General features: G+C 59.7%; 20 protein-coding genes. 11 read left to right on the top strand and 9 right to left on the bottom strand.

The features are described 5' to 3' along the window. Positions 1–116: 116 nt before the first annotated feature. From D0T11_RS00160 to D0T11_RS00130, 7 genes are all read left to right on the top strand, one after another. The gene (locus D0T11_RS00160) at positions 117–1,022 is read left to right on the top strand and encodes a LysR substrate-binding domain-containing protein (protein ID WP_119653766.1); all 906 of its coding nucleotides are present in this window, start codon (positions 117–119) and stop codon (positions 1,020–1,022) included. Positions 1,023–1,095: 73 nt separating this feature from the next. Continuing rightward, the gene (locus D0T11_RS00155) at positions 1,096–2,088 is read left to right on the top strand and encodes a YeiH family protein (RefSeq protein ID WP_182888181.1); all 993 of its coding nucleotides are present in this window, start codon (positions 1,096–1,098) and stop codon (positions 2,086–2,088) included. A 196-nt stretch (positions 2,089–2,284) separates the two neighbouring features. Continuing rightward, positions 2,285–2,530, top strand: coding sequence for a hypothetical protein (locus tag D0T11_RS00150; RefSeq protein WP_119653765.1), 246 nt, complete (start codon positions 2,285–2,287; stop codon positions 2,528–2,530). Between the two features lie 37 nt (positions 2,531–2,567). Then, positions 2,568–3,290 (top strand): hypothetical protein, encoded by a 723-nt coding sequence (locus tag D0T11_RS00145; RefSeq protein WP_119653764.1) that lies wholly within the window; start codon positions 2,568–2,570, stop codon positions 3,288–3,290. A gap of 34 nt (positions 3,291–3,324) precedes the next feature. Next, positions 3,325–4,548: an SHOCT domain-containing protein gene (locus D0T11_RS00140; RefSeq protein ID WP_119653763.1), complete on the top strand. Its 1,224-nt coding sequence runs from the start codon at positions 3,325–3,327 to the stop codon at positions 4,546–4,548. 141 nt (positions 4,549–4,689) lie between these two features. Next, a complete protein-coding gene (locus tag D0T11_RS00135; protein WP_119653762.1) occupies positions 4,690–5,739 on the top strand; it encodes a DUF3089 domain-containing protein in 1,050 nt (349 codons plus the stop codon). 56 nt (positions 5,740–5,795) lie between these two features. After that, positions 5,796–6,422, top strand: coding sequence for a DUF6624 domain-containing protein (locus D0T11_RS00130; RefSeq protein ID WP_119653761.1), 627 nt, complete (start codon positions 5,796–5,798; stop codon positions 6,420–6,422). A 110-nt stretch (positions 6,423–6,532) separates the two neighbouring features. Here the strand turns inward: D0T11_RS00130 and tsf are convergent, their stop codons facing one another. The 4 genes from tsf to rplM form a co-directional block, all read right to left on the bottom strand. Continuing rightward, positions 6,533–7,372 carry a translation elongation factor Ts gene (gene tsf, locus D0T11_RS00125; protein ID WP_119653760.1) on the bottom strand — a complete coding sequence of 280 codons (840 nt, stop codon included), beginning with the start codon at positions 7,370–7,372 and terminating at the stop codon, positions 6,533–6,535. A gap of 222 nt (positions 7,373–7,594) precedes the next feature. Next, positions 7,595–8,362, bottom strand: a complete 768-nt coding sequence (gene rpsB / locus D0T11_RS00120; RefSeq protein WP_119653759.1) for a 30S ribosomal protein S2 — start codon at positions 8,360–8,362, stop codon at positions 7,595–7,597. A gap of 20 nt (positions 8,363–8,382) precedes the next feature. Next, the gene (rpsI, locus tag D0T11_RS00115; protein ID WP_088464402.1) at positions 8,383–8,769 is read right to left on the bottom strand and encodes a 30S ribosomal protein S9; all 387 of its coding nucleotides are present in this window, start codon (positions 8,767–8,769) and stop codon (positions 8,383–8,385) included. Positions 8,770–8,808: 39 nt separating this feature from the next. Next, complete coding sequence (gene rplM, locus D0T11_RS00110) at positions 8,809–9,261, bottom strand: 50S ribosomal protein L13 (RefSeq protein WP_119653758.1); 453 nt, start codon at positions 9,259–9,261, stop codon at positions 8,809–8,811. A gap of 190 nt (positions 9,262–9,451) precedes the next feature. Between rplM and D0T11_RS00105 the strand changes: the two genes are divergently transcribed. After that, positions 9,452–10,915 carry a hypothetical protein gene (locus tag D0T11_RS00105; RefSeq protein WP_119653757.1) on the top strand — a complete coding sequence of 488 codons (1,464 nt, stop codon included), beginning with the start codon at positions 9,452–9,454 and terminating at the stop codon, positions 10,913–10,915. A gap of 22 nt (positions 10,916–10,937) precedes the next feature. Here the strand turns inward: D0T11_RS00105 and D0T11_RS00100 are convergent, their stop codons facing one another. From D0T11_RS00100 to recA, 5 genes are all read right to left on the bottom strand, one after another. Further along, the gene (locus D0T11_RS00100) at positions 10,938–11,651 is read right to left on the bottom strand and encodes an RluA family pseudouridine synthase (RefSeq protein WP_119653756.1); all 714 of its coding nucleotides are present in this window, start codon (positions 11,649–11,651) and stop codon (positions 10,938–10,940) included. Between the two features lie 42 nt (positions 11,652–11,693). Next, entirely contained in the window at positions 11,694–12,779 is a 1,086-nt protein-coding gene (locus tag D0T11_RS00095; protein ID WP_119653755.1) for a sensor histidine kinase, read from the bottom strand. A 116-nt stretch (positions 12,780–12,895) separates the two neighbouring features. Beyond that, on the bottom strand, positions 12,896–13,597 hold the full coding sequence (locus D0T11_RS00090) for a response regulator transcription factor (protein WP_245990565.1): 702 nt from the start codon (positions 13,595–13,597) through the stop codon (positions 12,896–12,898). Between the two features lie 305 nt (positions 13,598–13,902). Then, positions 13,903–14,727 carry a DUF3108 domain-containing protein gene (locus tag D0T11_RS00085; protein ID WP_119653753.1) on the bottom strand — a complete coding sequence of 275 codons (825 nt, stop codon included), beginning with the start codon at positions 14,725–14,727 and terminating at the stop codon, positions 13,903–13,905. A 207-nt stretch (positions 14,728–14,934) separates the two neighbouring features. Next, positions 14,935–16,059: a recombinase RecA gene (recA, locus tag D0T11_RS00080; protein ID WP_119653752.1), complete on the bottom strand. Its 1,125-nt coding sequence runs from the start codon at positions 16,057–16,059 to the stop codon at positions 14,935–14,937. A 168-nt stretch (positions 16,060–16,227) separates the two neighbouring features. On the opposite strand from recA, the gene D0T11_RS00075 reads away from it, so the two are divergent. The 3 genes from D0T11_RS00075 to D0T11_RS00070 all read left to right on the top strand — a co-directional run bounded on the left by D0T11_RS00075 (position 16,228) and on the right by D0T11_RS00070 (position 19,314). Continuing rightward, complete coding sequence (locus D0T11_RS00075; protein WP_119653751.1) at positions 16,228–17,394, top strand: hypothetical protein; 1,167 nt, start codon at positions 16,228–16,230, stop codon at positions 17,392–17,394. A gap of 102 nt (positions 17,395–17,496) precedes the next feature. After that, complete coding sequence (locus tag D0T11_RS21920) at positions 17,497–18,609, top strand: hypothetical protein (RefSeq protein WP_147374459.1); 1,113 nt, start codon at positions 17,497–17,499, stop codon at positions 18,607–18,609. Between the two features lie 3 nt (positions 18,610–18,612). After that, on the top strand, positions 18,613–19,314 hold the full coding sequence (locus D0T11_RS00070; protein WP_147374458.1) for a hypothetical protein: 702 nt from the start codon (positions 18,613–18,615) through the stop codon (positions 19,312–19,314). Positions 19,315–19,329 lie beyond the last annotated feature (15 nt).

Below are 19,329 nucleotides of genomic sequence, written 5' to 3'. Positions count from 1 at the left end.
GTTGGAATCAGACTAAAAAATTAGAATTAGTCCCCCCTCTCCTTTTCATTCCGCGCATCGAGCGGCGTAGGGGGCTAGGGGGTGAGGCGCAACGAAAGGTCTACTACCTTTAATCCATGCCCGACTTCCGACTGCGCGTTTTCCAGGCCGTGGCCCGGCACCTGAGCTTTACCAAGGCGGCCCAGGAGCTCTACATCAGCCAGCCCGCCGTGACCAAGCACGTGCGGGAACTGGAAACGAGCTACGGCCAGCGCCTGTTCGAGCGGCGCGCGGGCCGCGTGAGCCTCACCGACGCCGGCCGCCTGCTACTCGCCCACGCCGACGAAGTAGCCCACCTGCACGCCCAGCTCACCGATCAGCTCCAGGAGCTGCACGGCGAGGTGGCCGGCCGCCTGCGCCTGGGGGCCAGCACCACGCTGGCTCAGTACGAGCTGCCGGCGCTGCTGCCCGGTTTCCAGCGCCGCTACCCGCGCCTGGAGCTCACGCTGCTCAACGCCAACTCTGAGCAAATTGCCGAGGCGTTGCTGCAAGGCCAGCTCGACCTGGGTTTCGTGGAGGGCCGGGCCAAGAGCCGCGACCTGCACTACGAGCCCCTGCTGGCCGACGAGCTGGTGGCCGTGCGCCGGGCCACGGCCGCTGGTCCGCCCGCCGTGCCGCTGCCGCTGGCCGAGGCCCTGGCCCATCCGCTGGTACTGCGCGAGCGGGGCTCGGGCACGCTGGAAGTGCTGGAATTCGCGCTCCGGGAGCAGAAAATCAAGCTGTCCAATTTGCAGGTGGCGTTCTACTTCGACAACACCGAAGCTATCAAAACCTACCTCGAAGCGGCTCCCGAGGCCCTGGGTTTCGTTTCGCGCCGGGCCCTGACGCGGGAGCTGGCGGCGGGCCTGTTGGAGCAGGTGCCGGTGGCGGGCCTGCACCTGCCCCGGCAGTTTGAGGCCCTCTGGGTGCAGGGCCAGCCCCTCACCCGGCCCGCCGAACGGTTCCTGCGCTTCGTGCGCCAGCAGTATAACCTGAAGCAATAGCCGATAACTATTTTAGATTATCGGGCGAGGCCGGGTCGCCGTACTTTTGGGGACTGATTTTCTGCCCCCTTGCATGCCCGCTGCCCCAACTGCTCCCCTCGTTTCCGCCGCCCCGTCCCTGGGCTCCAACCCGCCACCGGCCCCCGTAGGCTGGCTGCCGAAAGTGGTGTTCGGGTTGCTGCTCGTGTTCTGCCTCACTCCCTGGGCCTCGCCGCCGGTGGCGCTGGCATTGGGGTTGGTGCTGGCCCAAACGGTGGGCAACCCCTTCCCGGCCTTCACCAAAAAGTACACCGCCAAGCTGCTGCAATACTCGGTTATCGGGCTGGGCTTCGGTCTGAACGCCCACGCGGCGGTGCAGGCCGGGCGGCAGGGCCTGCTATTCACCATCGCCTCCATTTTTGGTACGCTGGCCCTGGGCTACATAGTGGGCCGCTGGCTGAAGCTGGGCCGGGTGGTGACGCACCTGATTTCCTGCGGCACCGCCATCTGCGGGGGCTCGGCCATTGCCGCCGTGGGGCCGGTAGTGGGGGCCAAAGACGAGGAAATGTCGGTGGCCCTGGGCACGGTGTTCGTGCTGAATGCGGTGGCCTTGTTCGCCTTCCCGCCCATCGGCCACGCCCTGGCCATGAGCCAGCAGCAGTTCGGCCTCTGGTGCGCCATTGCCATTCACGATACCTCCTCGGTGGTGGGCGCGGCAGCAGCTTATGGCTCCGAAGCGCTGGGTGTGGCTACTACCATCAAGCTGGCCCGCGCCCTCTGGATTATTCCGGTGGCGTTGGGCACGGCGTACCTGTTCAAGCAGAAAGATGTGAAAGTGAAGCTGCCCTGGTTTATTCTGGGCTTCATCGGGGCCATGCTGCTCAACACCTACGTGCCCGCTACCCGGCTCGTGGGTCCCTGGCTGGGGCAGGCGGCCCGGTTGGGGCTCGTGGTCACGCTGTTCTTTATCGGTGCGGGCCTCTCGCTCAAAACCATCCGGGCCGTTGGCCCCCGCCCGTTCGCGCTGGGCGTGCTGCTGTGGGTGGTGATTTCGAGCGTGTCGCTGTACATGATTGTATCGGTTTAACGAGTAGCACCTGGGTGAAAAAAGGACGTCATTCCGAGCTTGCCGAGGAATCTCGCTCGCTGATGTTGCAGTGCTTATCCAACATCAGCCCGCGAGATTCTCGGCAAGCTCGGAATGACGTTCCATTTACTGGCAACTGGCTACCCAACTGCCAACCGTGTATCTTTGCGGGGTTCCACTGCCTTCGCCGTTTCGTATGCGCCAGCTCGCCATTATTCCCAATCCGCACGCCAAAATCACGCTTTTCAGCTGGAACGGGAAGTACCTCATCAAGCTGGAGAAAGGTTCGCTGGAGCAGACCTACAAGGTGAGCGAGCTGGACCTGACGGGTGAAGACGACATCCACCTGCTGCTCGACGAGGAGTTTGTGCAGGCCGCCGTGGCCCGTTTCGCTGCTATGCAGCAGGATTTGCAGGCCGCCTTCGACCGCCACGACCTCTAGCATCGCACCTGTATTCACCGCTTCAACTACCCGCCTCATGCGTTTTATACTCCCTCTGCTGCTGCTGCTGCTGTTTTTGCTGCCGCTGGCCAGCCGCGCCCAACTCTACGAAGCCCGGACGAGCAGCGTCAATTTCGAAAAACGCGAGCGGGAAGCCCTCAAAGTGCAGGTGGAAGCTTCCGCCGACTGGACCCGCGACTTCTGGCAGAGCTGGCTCAAGGACACGTACAACATCAAGCTCAAGGGCGACGGCCTGTTTGGCGTGGGCAAGAAGGATAATCTCACGGCCAAGCAGGTACCCATGTCCAGCGTCACGGGCAAGCTGCTGGACTTGTATTCCACCGTTACGGCCCCTTCCGATTCGGTAGCCGAGCTCTCGGTGTGGGCCGCTATGGGTCCCGATTCGTTTTTTTCGGCGGCCGGCACGCCCAACGAGTTCAGTTCCCTACGCGGTATTGTGCAAAGCTTTGCCGCCGCCGCCCGCCTCAAAGCCTATCGGGAGCAGATTGCGGAAGCCGAAAAGCAGTTGAGCACCACTGAAAAGGAGAAGGACAAGCTGGAGAAGGAGCGCACCAGCTTGGCGGGCAACACCAAGTCCAACCTCGAAAAAATTGAGCAGCTGTACAAGCAAAATGCCGATAACAAGCTCAAATCGGCCGAAGACTCGGTGAAGCTGCTCGATAACGCCCGCCTTCTGGAAATGCGTAAGGCCCAGCTGGAACGCCGGCGCGCCCGTTTCACCAACCTCGACCGCAAGTAGGCCCCCGCCGCTTTGCCCGCCCCGCCTCAGCCTCATGGAAAAAGACCCTTCCCCCCTCGATACCCTGCGCCAACTTAAGGAGTGGCTGGATGCCGGCACCATTACGCCGGAGGAATTCCAGACGCTCAAGCAGAAGCTGGTTTTCACCGACGCGGCTCCCGGGCTGCCGCCGGACGTTTCGCCCATAGCGCGGGAAACCCCGCCGCCCGTTCCTGAACCGCCCGTTCCTGAACTGCCCGTAACCATAGCTGCCCCGGTAGCAGTGATGCCACCCGCTTTTCCCACGCCGCCCGCGCCTACCGCTACCATTGCCCCCATCAGTGAGCCGCTGCTACCGCCCCTGACCCGGCAAGCGGCCCCTGACAGCTCTGCCGGGGCCGTGCCCCCCGCGCCGCCCGTTACCGGTCCGGGTTTCTCACATCCGCTGGAAGCCGGCCGCCCCCCCGCCTCACCCGGCCGCGCCGACGAGTTTCTGACTCCGGCCCCTGCGCCCGGCCCGCCGCAGGAGTACGTGGAGGACGAAACCTACGTCGTGCCACCCAAAAGCTCCTTGGGCACTATCCTGGTTGTAGCGGGCATTGTGGCGCTGCTGGCTCTCATCGTCTATCTGATGACCGGTAATCAGGCCTCCGAGCGCCTCACCAGCGCCACCATCACGGCTGCCGACTCGGTAGCTACCCGCCCCGATGAAGGCCCGCAGACCGAGCAGATTGAGCTGCCGCCCGTCGCGGCTCCCGAAACTATCCGGGTGACCACTGTTCCGCCCGTTGAGGTTGCGGCCACCCCCGACGCGGCCGAGGAGCCGGAGCTGCCCCCCGCCCCCGAGGCCGCCCCGCCCGAGGCGCCCCCCGTGTCTGACGCCAACGCTGAAGCCCGCGTTACGGGCGTTTTGCAGCGCTATTACACCGACTTGCAGGCGTCGCCATTCACGGCGGCGGCCTACTTCGCACCCCAGGTCGAGCGGTTTTACCTGATGCGCAATACCACGCCGGCGGCCATCAACGCGGAGCTGGAAAAAACCCATTTCCCCGAATTCCTGGAAGGCCAGAGCAGTATCCGGCCCGGCTCGTTACAAATCAGTGCCCCGGTGGCCGATGGCTCGCGGGTGGTGACGTACGTGGAAAACAGCACGGCCCTGCGTCAGTCGTTGCAGAAGCACCAGCAAACGGCCGCCCAGGTGCGGGTACGCTTCGATAAGAACTTCAAAATCGTGTACCTGCGCCAGGAAAAGCTCCTCGAAAACAACTTCAGCGACTAATCAGGCGCCAGCGGCCTGCAACCGTTAGCGCATTATCGGGTTCTTGTGGGCGGGCGTTGTTCGCGGCTGCTCCGCCTCGCCCAGCGGCGGCGTGCCCGGGTAGCGTGCTCCCCCGCGAGTAGTTTATCTCTTTTCTTTGCTATGCGTACCCGTTTGCTGTTGTGGCCCGCGCTGGCCCTGCTGGGGCTGAGTTCCTGCCTGAAAATTATCAAGCCGGGCAAAGACTTTGGCCGCTACACCCCGCCCGCCGCGCCTGACTACCGCATGGAGGACCACTGGGCCGCCTTGCCCGACCGCCGCGACTCGGCCGACGTGGTGCCTCGTGGCTCCCGGTTCGAAAACCAGCAGCGTGACGCACCCGCCGACGTGTTTTTCGTGCACCCCACCACCTACCTCTGGCGCAAGCAGTGGAATGCCGACCTCGACAACGACCGGGTGAACCGCTTCACCGACGACAAAGTGATTCGGGGCCAGGCGTCGGCCTTCAACAACACGGCTCGGGTGTATGCCCCGCGCTACCGCCAGGCCACGCTCTATTCCTTCTTCGACGACGAGAATTCGACCAATGGCGCGCAGGCCATCGAATATGCGTACGGCGACGTAAGGGCGGCTTTTGAATACTACCTGGAGCACTACAACCGGGGCCGGCCCATTATTCTGGCCGGCCACAGCCAGGGCACGGTGCACGCCACCCGCCTGCTCCACGAATTTTTCGATACCAACCCCCAATTGCGCCGGCAACTGGTGGCCGCCTACCTGATCGGCTACGAAGTGAAGCCCGATGAGTACCAGATCCTGCGCCCCTGCGAAGACTCGACCCAGACCGGCTGCTACGTGGCTTGGAACACGGTGGCCTGGGGCAATGAGTACGCGCCTTATCAGAACAGTCTGGCCGTAAATCCGCTCACCTGGACCCGCGACACTATCACGGGGCCTGCCCGCCTCAACCTGGGCGGCGTGCCCTACGATTTCAGGCGGCTCGATAAGCGCATCGTGGACGCCAAAGTGCACAACGGCCTGCTCTGGGTGCATCCGCCCGAACCGAAAGGCTACCCGCGCTTCCTGTTGCCCGGCAATTTCCGCCTCTGGCACTCCTTCCACCTCGCCGATTATGCCCTGTTCTACGGCAACATCCGTCAGAATGCCGCTGCCCGGGTCCGGGCTCACCGCATGCGCCTGGGCGGGCAGTAAAGGGTATACTTGTATCTGCTGCCTTGAATATCTACTACCTCAAGTGCTAATAAACTATGAAGCTACCTGCTCTGGCCGCCGCCCTGTTTTCCCTTAGCACGACGACTCTGGCCCAAACCGCCCCGCCCCGCTACCCGGCCCTGAGTCGTACTATCGATAGCCTGGCCGTCGTGGATCAGTGGCCCATGCAGCGCATGATGCAGCAGCTACCCGATACTGCCGGCCGCAACCTGGAAGGTGTGCAGCATGTGAACTTCGCCCGTCACCAGCCCGTGCTCGAAGCCATCATCCGGCGCTACGGCTACCCCGGTTTCCGGGAAGTAGGGGAGAAAAGTGCCAGCAACTTCTGGCTCCTGGTGCAGCACGCCGATGCCCACCCGAATTTCCAGCGGCGCATGCTCAAGCTGATGCAGCCCCAGGTGAAAGCCAAAAACGCCAGCCCCCGCAACTATGCCTACCTCACCGACCGCATCGCTCAGGCTTCCGGTCAGCCCCAGGAATACGGCACCCAGGTAGAGTACACCGGCCCGGGCATCGGCAACGCCCGTCCCCGCTCCCTGCGCGACCCCAAAAACGTGAATAAGCGCCGGGCCGCCATCGGGATGGAGACGCTGGAAGAATACCTGCGGATGAGCGACGACCTGCACAAGCAGATGAACACGCCGCCGCCGAAAGTTCAGTAAGAAGTATAGAAACCCAAAAAGGCCCCGCCGGCAAGCTGCCAGCGGGGCCTTTTTAAATTCTGAACGGAAAGCTAACGGCTAAAAGCTGTCAGCTAACAGCTCAAACAAACCTAGCCTACGATGGCTACGCGCTTGAACTCGGAAACCGTCAGGCCTTTCTGCGTCTTGTCGAGCAGCTGGGCGATGGTCATCGAGTTGTCCTTCACGAATTCCTGGTTGAGCAGGGTGTTCTCCTTGTAGAACTTGTTGAGCTTGCCCTGGGCAATTTTCTCCAGCATCGCCTCGGGCTTGCCGTCGGCGCGGGCCTGCTCCTTGCCAATTTCGATTTCGCGCTCAATAGTAGCCGAATCCACGCCGTCTTTATCAAGGGCAACGGGCTTCATGGCAACAATTTGCATGGCTACGTCGCGGCCCACGGTAGCCACGTCGGCACCGCCTACGTTCTTCATGGCCACGAGCACACCCTTCTTGTTGTCGGAGTGGATGTAGGAAGCTACTTTCTCAGCCGTGATGTTCTCGTAAGCCGTTACCACCAGCTTCTCGCCGATTTTGCCCATCAGGTCGGTGATGTGCTCCTGCAAGGCGCGGCCATCTTCCTGGGGAGCGGCCAGCAGTTCTTCTTTCGAAGAAGCGTTGGTTTTCACGGCAGCAGCCAAAATGCGCTGACCCAACTCCTTGAAATCGGGAACCTTGGAAACCGGCTCGGTTTCGCAAGCCAGCGACACCAGTTTGCCGTTGGTGCCATCTTCACTCACGGCAGCCAGTACCACGCCTTCGGTCGTCTCGTTGTCCGAACGCTTATCGGCAATTTTCTGGCCCTGCTTGCGGAGTAGGTCCCGGGCCGCTTCGAAGTCGCCTTCGGCTTCCACCAGGGCTTTCTTGCAATCCATCATGCCCGCGCCAGTCATGGTGCGGAGCTTATTTACGTCTGCGGCGGTAATTGCAGCCATAGCTTTTGAGTAGTTAAGAGCTAGAAGCAAGGCGCTAGAATCACAGGGATGAAGCAACCAGCAACCAGCAGAAAGTTTGAATTGAATGAGAGAAAGAGGGGAACGTAACGCGCAGGAACGGAGCAAAAGCAAAAAAAGTCAGGAGCTAAGAGCTAGAATTTGCCAGGCGGTTTCCCTCTGATTCTAGCTCCTAGCTCCTAACTTCTAGCTTCTAAAAGCCGCCTATTCTTCGGCGTCCTGCTTTTCCTTGATGCCTTCTTCTTCGGCTTGCTTCTTATCAGCATCCTCTTTGTCGACTTTACGCTCCGACAGACCATCTTCGATAGCCTTGCCCATCACGCTCACGATGAGCTGGATGGACTTCGAGGCGTCGTCGTTGGCCGGAATGGGGAACTGCACCGACTCGGGGTTGGAGTTCGTGTCGCAGATAGCGAATACCGGAATACCCAGTTTCTGGGCTTCTTTCACGGCAATGTGCTCGCGCTTCACGTCAATCACGAACAGGGCAGCGGGCAGACGGCTCAGGTCGGCAATGCCGCCCAGTACGCGCTCCAGCTTCTCCCGCTCCCGCGACATCATCAGCCGCTCGCGCTTGGCGAGGGCGGCGAAAGCCGTGTTTTCCTTTACCATCTTGTCGATGGTGCTCATCTTCTTCAGCGACTTACGCACGGTGGCGAAGTTGGTGAGCAGACCGCCCAACCACCGGTCGGTGATGTAAGGCATTTTGAGGCGCTTGGCCTCGTCGGTTACGATTTCCTGAGCCTGCTTTTTGGTAGCCACAAACATGATCTTGCGGCCGCTTTTAGCAATGTTACGGATGGCGGACGCTGCGTGATCGAGCGAAGCCAGCGTTTTGTTCAGGTCAATGATGTGGATGCCGTTCTTCTCCATGAAGATGTACGGAGCCATTTTGGGGTCCCACTTGCGGGTGAGGTGACCAAAATGCGAACCGGCGTCCAGCAATTCTTTATAGGTGGTAGTCTGGGCCATGATAGGGTTCCTCTGGAAGATTAGCGTTTCGAGAACTGGAACGAACGACGCGCCTTACGCTTGCCGAATTTCTTGCGTTCCACCATGCGCGGGTCGCGGGTCAGGAAGCCTTCCTTTTTCAGGGCAGGACGAACCTCCGCGTTTTCGCCCACGAGGGCTTTCGAGATGGCCAGACGGATGGCTTCGGCCTGGGCCGAGATGCCACCACCGCGTACGTTCACCTTAATGTCGTACTGGCCGACTTGCTCGACCGTCGCCAAAGGCTGGTTCACGATGTTTTCCAGGAGTTCGTTGCCAAAATAGGCTTTCATTTCCCGGCCGTTGATAGTGATATTCCCTTGCCCGGCCTGCATGTAGATGCGGGCCACCGAGGTTTTTCTTCTACCAGAGGTATTGGAGATTTCCATTAAGTGGAGAATTAGAGAAAATGGGAGCCGGAATGCGGCTTACAGATGCGAGAAAGAAACAGTTTTAGGCTGCTGAGCCTCGTGGGGATGCTGGGTGTCGGCGTACACGAACAGGTTACGGAACTGCTCCGCGCCCAGCTTGTTGCCTTGCAGCATACCACGCACCGCGTGCTCAATCACCCGGGTCGAGTCCTTGGCTTTCTTGTCGCGCAGGTTGATGCGCTTCTGTCCGCCGGGGTAGCCCGAGTGGGTGATGTAAATTTTGTCGGTCATCTTTTTGCCAGTCACGCGGAGGTTGTCGGCGTTGATGACGATGACGTTGTCGCCACAATCCGAGTTGGGCGTGAAGGAGGGTTTGTGCTTGCCACGCAACATGTTGGCAATTTGGCTGGCCAGACGACCCAGGGTAGCGTCGGCGGCGTCAACCACAACCCAGCCCTTGTTGGCGTTGGCTTTGTTGACGGATACCGTCTTGAAGCTCAGATGATCCATTGGGGAGGAGGATAAGCGTTTGAAAATGAAGAAGAAGCCGAACACAGTTCGGGGAAAACGGACACAAAGTTACTGCCTTTCAGCGAATATTCAAATGCCAGGTTAATTATTGTGTCTGAAAGAGTTGTTTAGGTGCCGTTGGAGCCAGTTACGTACTTTTACCCGCACTATGCCCGACTCGTATTCTGCTATGAACCCACCGTCCGGGGCGGCTTTGCCGGCCAGCCGCCGGGCCTACGGGCTGCTGCTGGCTCTGCTGGCCCTCTCGCTGCTCACGGCCCTGCTCACCCGCGGCACCTTCGACTCGGGCGACAGTATCTACCACTACCAGTACGCGCGCTACGCCTTCCGGCACCCGCTTAATTTCCTGGAATCGTGGTCGAAACCGGTGACAGTAGCCCTGATGGCGGGGCCGGCCCAACTAGGGCTGCGCGGCGTGATGGTGCTCCAATGCCTGCTGGTGGCCGCCTCGGCCGCGCTGGCCTACCAGGCGGCCCGCCTGCTGCGCCTGCCTTGGCCCTGGCTGGCCATCGTGGCCTGCTACGCCGCCCCCGACTACTTCCTGATTCAGTTCTCCGGCCTTACGGAGCCACTTTTCAGCCTGCTGCTGATAACGGGCGTGGTGCTGGCCCTGGAGGAGCGGCCGGTTTGGGCGGCGGCCGTCGTGTCGTGGCTGCCCCTGGCCCGCTCCGAAGGGTTCCTGCTGCTGGGCGTGTTCGGGCTGTATCTGCTGCTGAACCGCCGGTGGCGGGCACTGCCCTGGCTGGGGCTGGGCTTCGGGTTTTACGGGCTGATAGGGCTGGCGGCGTACCAGGATTTTTTCTGGGTGCTCACCCGCAACGCCTACCCCCTCCACAACCTCAACTACGCCTTCATCCACCGCGGCAACAACACCCCCTGGCAGTTTATTACCGGCCTCGCCGATTCCATTGGCTGGGTGCAGTTTGGCCTGTTCTGGCTGGGTGTTGTGGGTATGGGGCTGGGCGTGGCGCGGGCCGGGCGGCAGTGGGCCGCCGGCCGGCGTTCGGGGGAGTTGCTGCTGGTGTACGGCAGTATCGCGGTGTTTATTGGTGCCCACACCGTTTTTTGGGTGCTGGGTATTTTTGGCTCGATTGGCCTGCTGCGGGTGCTGTGCTGCCTGGTGCCGCTACTGAGCCTGGTGGTGGTGCGGGGCGTGCAGCTACTGGCCGCGCTGGGGCGCACCGCGCCGCAACGGCAGTACAGCCGGTGGGTGCTGCTGGCCGCTATCGTCTGGTTTCCCTTCAGTGGCTCCCGGGTAGGCCTGCGCTGGCAGCGCGACTTCGGGCAGGCAGCCGACCAGCAGTTGCTGGAGGCCGCCGCCCGTTGGGTGGCCACGCAACCGTCGCCGCCCCGGGTAGTGTATGCCCACCCCTACGCGGCCTCGGCGCTTAACCTGGACCCCTTCGCAGCCAACCGGCTCCGGTTCGGGGCACTCCGGGACGCCAGCTGGCCGGTACCAACGGGTACCCTGCTGGTCTGGGACGATTGGTACGCTCCCGTCGAGGACCAGACCACTTTCGCGCAGCTCCGCCAGAATCCGCAGTTGCGCCTGCGCTGGCAGCGGGGGTTGCCCCGCAACCCCCGTAAGCCCACTATCGATTCGACCCGGATTGCTATTTTCGAGAGACGATAAAAGGGTTTGTAGCTCAAACCCTTTATTGATACTGGCGCATGTTTTCCACCAGCACCCGGAAATCCTTGGGGTAGGGGGCCTCAATGGTCACCGATTCGCCATCGAGCTTGGCAAACGTGAGCTGGGCGGCGTGCAGCGCGAAGCGCTTGATGAAGGGCTGTTCTTCCTCGCCCTGCTTCACGTTGAACTTCTTTTTGAGCGACGACAGGAAAAAATCGTCGCCGCCGTACATGCCGTCGCCCACGATGGGGGCTTGCAGGTAGGCCAGGTGGAGGCGAATCTGATGCATGCGGCCCGTGATGGGCTGGCACTCCAGCAGCGTGTGGCGGGCGTAGGCTTCGAGGGTGCGCACCAGCGTTACGGCCGGTTTGCCCTTGTAGGCCAGCCGGGCCTTGCCCTTGGTAGTGGTTTCGATGCTGCGGTCCACGCGCAGGCCGTCGTAGTGGTGCACGCCCCAAGCCACGGCGTGGTACACCTTGCGCACCTGCCGGTCCTCAAACTGCATGGCCAGGTGGCGGTAAGCAGCCGGGTTTTTGGCCAGCGCCAGCGCCCCGCTCGTTTCCTTGTCGAGGCGGTGGCAGGCCTGCACGTCCTCGTACTTCTCCCGGGCCAGGCGCAGAATGTTAGGTGCCCCGCCAAACCGCTCGTCGAGCGTGGCCAAGAAAGGGGGTTTGTTGATGATGATGAAATCATCGTCTTCAAACAAAATCAGGTCGTTGAAATCAGGCAGCTTCATAGAAGCCGCAAAGGTAGGGGATTCGGAAGTGGAAAGGGAACGTCACCCCACAACTGCCTTCACCCTGGGGCGGGGGAGTTTGAATTCCAGGGTGGTGCCCTGGCCGGGCTCGCTCTGCACGCGGATGGTGGATTTATGGGCCTCAATGATGTGCTTGCTGATGGCCAGACCCAGGCCGGAACCGCCGGCATCCCTCGACTCGCGGGTGCGGCTTTTATCGATGCGGTAAAACCGCTCGAAAATGCGGCTCTGGTGCTGCTTCGGGATTCCCTCCCCATCGTCCTGCACGCTGATGCGGATGCTTTTGCCGCTTTCCTCCAGGCAAATCCGCACGTGGCCCTGCTCGCGGCCGTACTTGATGGCGTTGTCGATCAGGTTGATGAGTACCTGCCGGATGCGGTTGCGGTCGGCCAGCACGCGCATGGGCTGGGTCGCGGGGCCATCGGGGCAGCGCAGCTCCAGCGTTACCCGGCGCTTGGCGGCTTTTAGCTCCAGTTGCTCGAAAATGTCGCGTACGAGCTGGGCCAGATCGAAGCGCTGGCGACGCATGCGTACCACACCCTTTTCGAGCTGGGAAATGGTGACCAAATCCTGCACCAGGGCGTCCAGGGCATCGAGGCTGGTGGCGGCTTTGCGCAGGAACCTCTTCCGGGTGAAGGCGTCCATGCCGTCCTCTTCCTCCTCCTCCAGCACCGTATGCACAAACCCCTGGGCCGCGAAGATGGGCGTTTTCAGCTCGTGCGAGACATCGGCCAGAAACTCGCGCCGCAGCTCCTGGAGGCGGTGCAGCTCGTCGATTTCCTGCTGTTTGCGCTGGGCCATGTCCAGAATCTCGTCGCGCATGCGCTTGAGCGGTTCCGGCCGGAACAGAAACTTGTTCGACATGCGTCGGAACTCCTTGCGCTTGATGTGTTCCAGCCCCTCATAAATGTTGTTGATTTCCCGAAAAATCAGGGCCTCAAACATGAGGTAAAGCAGCAGGAAGCAGGCCGCGATGGTGATGCCGGCCGCCAGCACGCCCTGCTGCAAGGGCATGGCAGGCGCAATGAAAGCCAGCGCCGTCAGCACCGTCGCCACCAGAATCGACAGCAGAATGGCAATGCTCCGGGAAGTAATGTTGAGACGCATGGCGGTCAATTAAAAATTAAAAGTGAAAAATTAAAAATTGGCCGTGTCACTTCTCCGCCCGAAAACGGATAGAACGGCCAATTTTTAATTTTTCACTTTTAATTTTTAATTCAGATTTAGTTGTCCGTGTTGAACTTGTAGCCCACGCCCTTAATGGTCTGGATGTGGTGGTCGCCCACTTTTTCGCGCACTTTGCGCACGTGTACGTCCACGGTGCGGGCCAGCACGAACACATCGTTGCCCCAGATATTCTGGAGTAGCTCGTCGCGGCCGAATACCTTGTGGGGGGAGGCCGCCAGGAAGGCCAGCAGCTCAAACTCCTTCTTGGGCAGCGTGATTTTGCGGCCGTCCTGGTACACGGCGAAGCCAGTGCGGTCGATGATGAGGCCGTTGATTTCAGTGGTGTCGGAAACGTGCTGGGGGTCTTTGTCGCGGCGCACAAAGGCGGCCAGGCGGCTGAGCAAAGCCCGGGGCTTGATGGGCTTGGCGATAAAGTCGTCGGCCCCGGCATCGAAGGCCGCCACTTCCGAAAATTCCTCGGCCCGGGCCGTCAGGAAAATGATGTAGGTGTCCTTGAACTTGGGCAGCTCGCGTAACTGGCGGCAGGCCGCGATGCCGTCCAGGTGGGGCATCATCACGTCCAGCAGAATGATGTCGGGCGCGAACTGGGGCGCTATTTCCAGGGCCTGGCGGCCGTCGGGGGCGCTGGCCACTTCGTAACCTTCTTTGCGCAGGTTGTATTCCAGTAGCTCCACGATGTCGGGGTCATCATCGACGACCAGAATCTTGTAGGCATTGGGGTGGGTGGTTGGTTGCACGGCTCGGGGCGCTTTAGGGTAGAAGAGAAGGCGTGACGACAAAAGTACCGCCGGCCGGCGGGCGCGGCGTGTTACGTTTTCGTTACCCGTTCCGCGCCGGTTGAAAACCAGACCCGGGGGCAGCTTGGCCGGCACCGGATTCGGAATAGGCCAGACGAAATCGACCAGGGCGGAAGGCGCGGGCGGCGCGGGCAGCAGCACCGAGCGGCGACGGGTAGCAACGGGAAGCAGCATCGGAAGGCGGAAAAAAAGCGGAACGGACTAAAAAAAAAGGCGGCCCCAACTGGGAGCCGCCTTATCAAGCATCAATTCTTGGCTACTAAATTCAATCGGTTTCGCAAGCCTTTGTATTTGTAGAGGTCCACTTTCACGGAACCCACGAACATTTCGGCCTGGATGAGAACCGGAATCTTGTTCCGGTCGTCGGAAAGAAACACGGAAACCGCGTTTTCGCCCTTGAAAATTTTATTGCTGGGCATTTTGGGTACCAGCCGGATCACGCGAATAGTGCCGGCCTTGGTTTCCACCGTTTCCCGGCCCTTGTAGGTGACGTCCATACTAAATACGTTCTCATCGAAAAAGCCCTGGACCTTGATGACTTCTCCGGGCCGGCGCTGGTCGTAGTTGATGGTGCGCAGAAAGTAGAAACCGCTCACGATGTCCTGCACGTTGTTAGGCACTTTGTAGGTACCCTTCTTCACGTCGTTCTTGTCTTTCTTGTAGCTCTCCACATCGGCCACAGCGCGCTGGTGGTCGAAATCCACCGTTTCCCGCTTGCGGTAGTTGTTTTCCTCAATGTTGCGAAAGAAGCGTTGGGGCAGAATGCTGGTCGTGTCGATGTAGGAGCGCCAGGTGTCGCGGATGCGCAGGAAGAAGTCGAACGAGCCGGTGGTGCGGCCCGTGACGGTGGCCCGGTAGCAAGGGCGCTCGTTCACCCGGTGCACGTTATCATCGAGTTCAATGGTGGCCTCGGCGGCGTTGATGAGGCCGTAGTGCACCTTGTACTGAAGGGTTTCGCCCCGATCGAAGCTGGTGTTTGCCAGGGACCGGGACGCATCGGCGGCCGGCGGACCAAAAGCAGCCAGCGGGAGCAGAAAAGCAGGTAATAAGATCCAGCGACGGATGGCCATGTGGGGAACGACGAACGGTGAAGTAGCCGGTATCTTCTCAAATGCGGTGCCAGTAAAGGTACTCGGATTCCGGCAGGGCAAAAAACGGGACGAGTAAATGAGCGGGTTTCCCACTTTTCCCGGAAGGCAGGGCGGTGATGCTCAAGGCACAAAAAAAGCTTCCCCGACGGATCGGGGAAGCTTTCAATGGTTGCCAGTGCTCTACGCTTAGTCTTCGGCTTCAACCGGCTCAACAGCCTCTTCGGCGTCCACGGTGCGGTCTTCCTCCAGCACGGCCAGGGCCTGCTCGGGGTTGCCCTTCACCTTGGCCCGAATCTGGGCTTCAATTTTGTCGGCCAGCTCGGGGTTGTCCTGCAAGATGGTTTTCACCCCCTCGCGGCCCTGGCCGAGCCGGTTGCCGTCGTAGCTGAACCAGGAGCCCGACTTGGCGATAATGCCCATATCGACGCCCAGATCGAGGATTTCGCCCACTTTGGAAATGCCTTCGCCGTAGATGATGTCGAACTCAATTACTTTAAAGGGTGGGGCTACCTTGTTCTTGGCCACCTTCACTTTGGTGCGGTTGCCGGTGATGTTGTCCTTGTCCTCTTTTATCTGGCCAATGCGGCGGATGTCGAGGCGTACGGAGGCGTAGAATTTGAGGGCGTTACCGCCGGTCGTGGTTTCGGGCGAGCCGAACATCACCCCGATTTTCTCGCGCAGCTGGTTGATGAAAATGCAGCAGCAGCCGGTTTTGTTGATGGTGCCGGTGAGCTTGCGCAGGGCCTGCGACATAAGGCGGGCGTGCAGACCTACCTTCGAGTCGCCCATATCGCCTTCCAGTTCGCCTTTGGGCACCAGGGCGGCTACAGAGTCGATAACAATGATGTCGATGGCGCCGCTGGAAATCAGCTGGTCGGCAATTTCAAGGGCCTGCTCGCCATTGTCGGGCTGGGCGATGAGCAGGTTGGCCGTGTCGATGCCGAGCTTGCGGGCGTACACCGGGTCGAAGGCGTGCTCGGCGTCGATGAAGGCGGCAATGCCCCCTTTTTTCTGGGCTTCGGCGATGCAGTGCATGGTGAGCGTGGTTTTACCCGACGACTCGGGGCCGTAGATTTCCACCACGCGGCCCTTGGGCAAACCACCCACGCCGAGGGCAATATCGAGGCCCAGCGAACCGGTGCTGATAACTTCCACATCCTGCACCTTGCTGCTGTCGAGCTTCATCACGGTGCCCTTGCCGTAGCTCTTGTCGAGCTTGTCGAGGGTGAGTTGGAGCGCCTTTAGCTTCTCGGCCTGGGGGTTCGAGTCTTTTTTGTCGGCTTTTTCAGCTTTATCGGAGTTTGCGGCCATTAGAAAGGGGGTAAGTAGAATTGCTTAGGTTTGGTGAATGTAAGCGTTTTGGCCAGTCCACACAACCCGCCAGGGGGGCGTTTCGGGGCTGGGCAATGGTAACGCCGCCGGGCTATATTTTGTGCCCGCAATGCTAAAGAAATTCGTTGAATTCCGAAGTTTTTTTCTGTGCTAAAATTTTTAGAAAGTCAGGTCCGCGCCAGCACCCTGATCCTGACCAGCCTAGCGTGGCTGCTCACCGCTTCGGCCGCCTGGGCCCAGCTCGACAACCGCGCTTTTCTGTCCCGCGCCCCGCTCGGTCCGGCCTACGAGCACCAACTGCGGCTGGATGTGCGGGGGTTTATGTTCAACAAGGACAACGAGTACTTCAATAAAATCGACCCTGGCCTGACCTATTTCGGGGCGCAGCTGGCCCCGCGGCTGGTGTACTACCCGGCCGGCAACCTGCGCCTGGAAGCGGGCGTGTTTCTGTGGAAAAACTACGGTACGACCCGGCTGCGGCAGGTCCGGCCGCTGTTCACGCTCAAATACCGGCAGGGGCCGCACACGCTGCTGTTCGGTAATCTGGAGGGCAACCTGCACCACGGCTACATCGAGCCGCTGTTCGATTTTGAGCGGGTGATGACCAACCAGCTGGAAGAAGGCGTGCAGTACCAGCTGCAAACCCCGCGCACCAGCCTCGATGCCTGGGTGAACTGGGTGCGGCAGCAGTACCGGTTCAGCAACTTTCAGGAGGAAGTAGCCGGCGGCCTCGCCCTGGAACACCGCCTGCTCACCGACTCGGCCCGGTGGCTGGTGGCGCTGCCAGTGCAGTTCACGGCCACCCACCGCGGCGGCCAGATTGATACCATCGACAAGCCTTTGCAGACCTTATTCAACGGGGCCACCGGGCTGCGGGTGCGGCGCGGCCTCACGTCCCGGTTCGTCAGCGCCCTGCACTTCGATGGGTACGTAACCTACTTCAACGACTACTCTTTCACCGAAGAGCTGCCCTTTAAAAGCGGTACGGGGCTCTACCTGAATGTGGGGGCCGATACGCGGCTTTCCAACCTGCAACTGGCTTACTGGAGCGGCAAAGGCCATATCTCGCCCCTGGGCGGGCGGCTCTATCAATCGGTGTCGTCCTCGCCGGTAGATGTAAACTACACCGAGCGGCAGCGGCAACTGCTGATTCTGCGGGTGCTGCGCGACTACCGCCTGCCGGGCCAGGTGACGCTGACCACCCGCTTCGAGCCCCTCTACGACCTCAACAACGGCCTGTTCGATTTCTCCTTCGCGCTCTACCTCAATTTCAACCAGAGCTTTTTGCTGAGCACGCTGCGGCCCAATCGGTAGATGATGGTTCGCATTGCGCCGCAAGGCGGAGCTTGAGGAGTAGAGCACGGTGGGAAAACTATTAAGCTCCTATGTAGGAGTCAGATAATTAGCTTGTAGGATTTGAATTTCACTTTGCGACTTCGTATTCTTGTCCCGGAATTTTTCCTTACGAACCGCCTCTTTTTCACCGCTATGAAACAAAAGAATACACGAGTCCTATCTACTCTATTATTGGGGGGGGTAATTGCTTTATGGGGATGTGAGAAAGCCCTTCAACCAGAACCGAAACCTAGTGCAGTACAAGTAAAACAGTTGTTGGCTAATACTGAATCTGCCAAATCAACCTCTAAAGCGCAGGCTGAGTGGCTGCGCTTTGTAGAGCGGGTTGAACGCGGCGAAATCGTGGACCCCGTAGGCCAGTATGTAGCGAAGGGAACCCCCACCTTGTTAGATGCAGAAGGACACCCGATTGCACGTCCTAAGTGTGATGTAAGCTTGCGGGACCCAAACAAAGGGTTCGCGCTACGCACCATTCGGTATACTCGCTCGACAGCCGCTATTAGCAGGTCTATAGATGAGCCATGCGACCCGAGCACTCTCGACCCTGGTTCGCCGTGCTATCAAGGGCCTGTAGGTGGCGGCTCGTCTCCATCGGCTACCGTGTTCGTTAGCAGCGAAACTACCTCAACATATACGGACGCAGTAAATCCGAATGGATATATTTATGACCTTAAAATAGTGAAAGGGGAACTTGAGCAGCCACTCGCTGGCTATTACAAGATTGCCGTCGATTTGAACCGAGGTACGGGAGGAATGCGAATGTTTCTCACGTTCACCAGAAGACCCAGCTATGTTCGGCTCGGTGATGAGACAGGCTGGGGTTGGGCTCAGGATGATATATCAGGGCCGGTACGTGAAATTCAGGCGTTCAAGACACCGACGGGGATAAGTTCTCCCGTAAACCAGCCTAGGGGCTTTGTACCATTGTGGACGTTAAATCCTGTTCCCGGAAGCACTTGGAAGCATCCCGACTTAAATGATGGAGCTCATGGTCGATACATTTATGGCTATCAATTCAAGGCCCCAAGCTATGGCCGTCCAATAGAAGTCGGGGTGATTTCTAGTAATAATGCGCGTCCGGTGCCACCAGTTGGGTGGGATGCAGATTATACTCAGGACTTGAATGAAGGAGCTGGGGGTGATTATATTTATTTCTGTTCCAAAAAGAAGTAAGGTATGAGAACCTCAATTGTTTCTTACATCACATTACTACTCGTAGTAGGAGGAATGCAGGCCAGAGCTCAGACTCTACTTGAGCCTGCTCCCCTGTCTTGGTACGCAACCGCTCAACTAGCCGACCATGATTTTGAAATAGTTGTTGTAGGCTCTGCTCCCGGCCTGACAGGAGTGGGGCCATATCAGTTTAAATTAGGTCGTTGGCTTACCCCTCGCTGGGCAGTGGAGATGGGGTATTCGGCTTATCACTTTTTGGATGAACGTACCGCTTACGGCACTACCATAGCGGGGGAGCCAACCTCGCGGTATAGCTACGCTGAGGCTTGGGTTAAGGCTCTGCCCGTGTTATTGCGTCGCCGCCTTACCCGCCAAGTCGAGCATCGTATCCAATTCGATGGATTAGCAGGCCTGACCGTTGTTCATTACCGCGATAAGTTGAAAGCAGTGAGTGAAGTGAATCAGCAGGTCGTGCTAAATAATTCATGGGGTGACCGTGTCACTAACTCCTATTTAACGTTCGGTCCTGCCGTCTCCTATCGATTCGGGCGGCACTTTGAAGCTGCGCTGGATGTGTCGCTGACCAAAAACCTGCGCGCTATCGACCGTACTTTCAGCACCCAGCAACTAAATAGCACCTTCGGATTCCAGCGCGGCTGGAATCTTGGGCTGCGTTACCGATTCGACGTGAAGAAGAAGCAGTAAGGGATAAGCGTTCAA

It is taken from the genome of Hymenobacter rubripertinctus, from assembly GCF_003583925.1.
GTDB lineage: Bacteria > Bacteroidota > Bacteroidia > Cytophagales > Hymenobacteraceae > Hymenobacter > Hymenobacter rubripertinctus.
The sequence above is the reverse complement of the archived record's forward strand: the minus strand, read 5'-3'. Positions and strand labels throughout refer to the sequence as shown.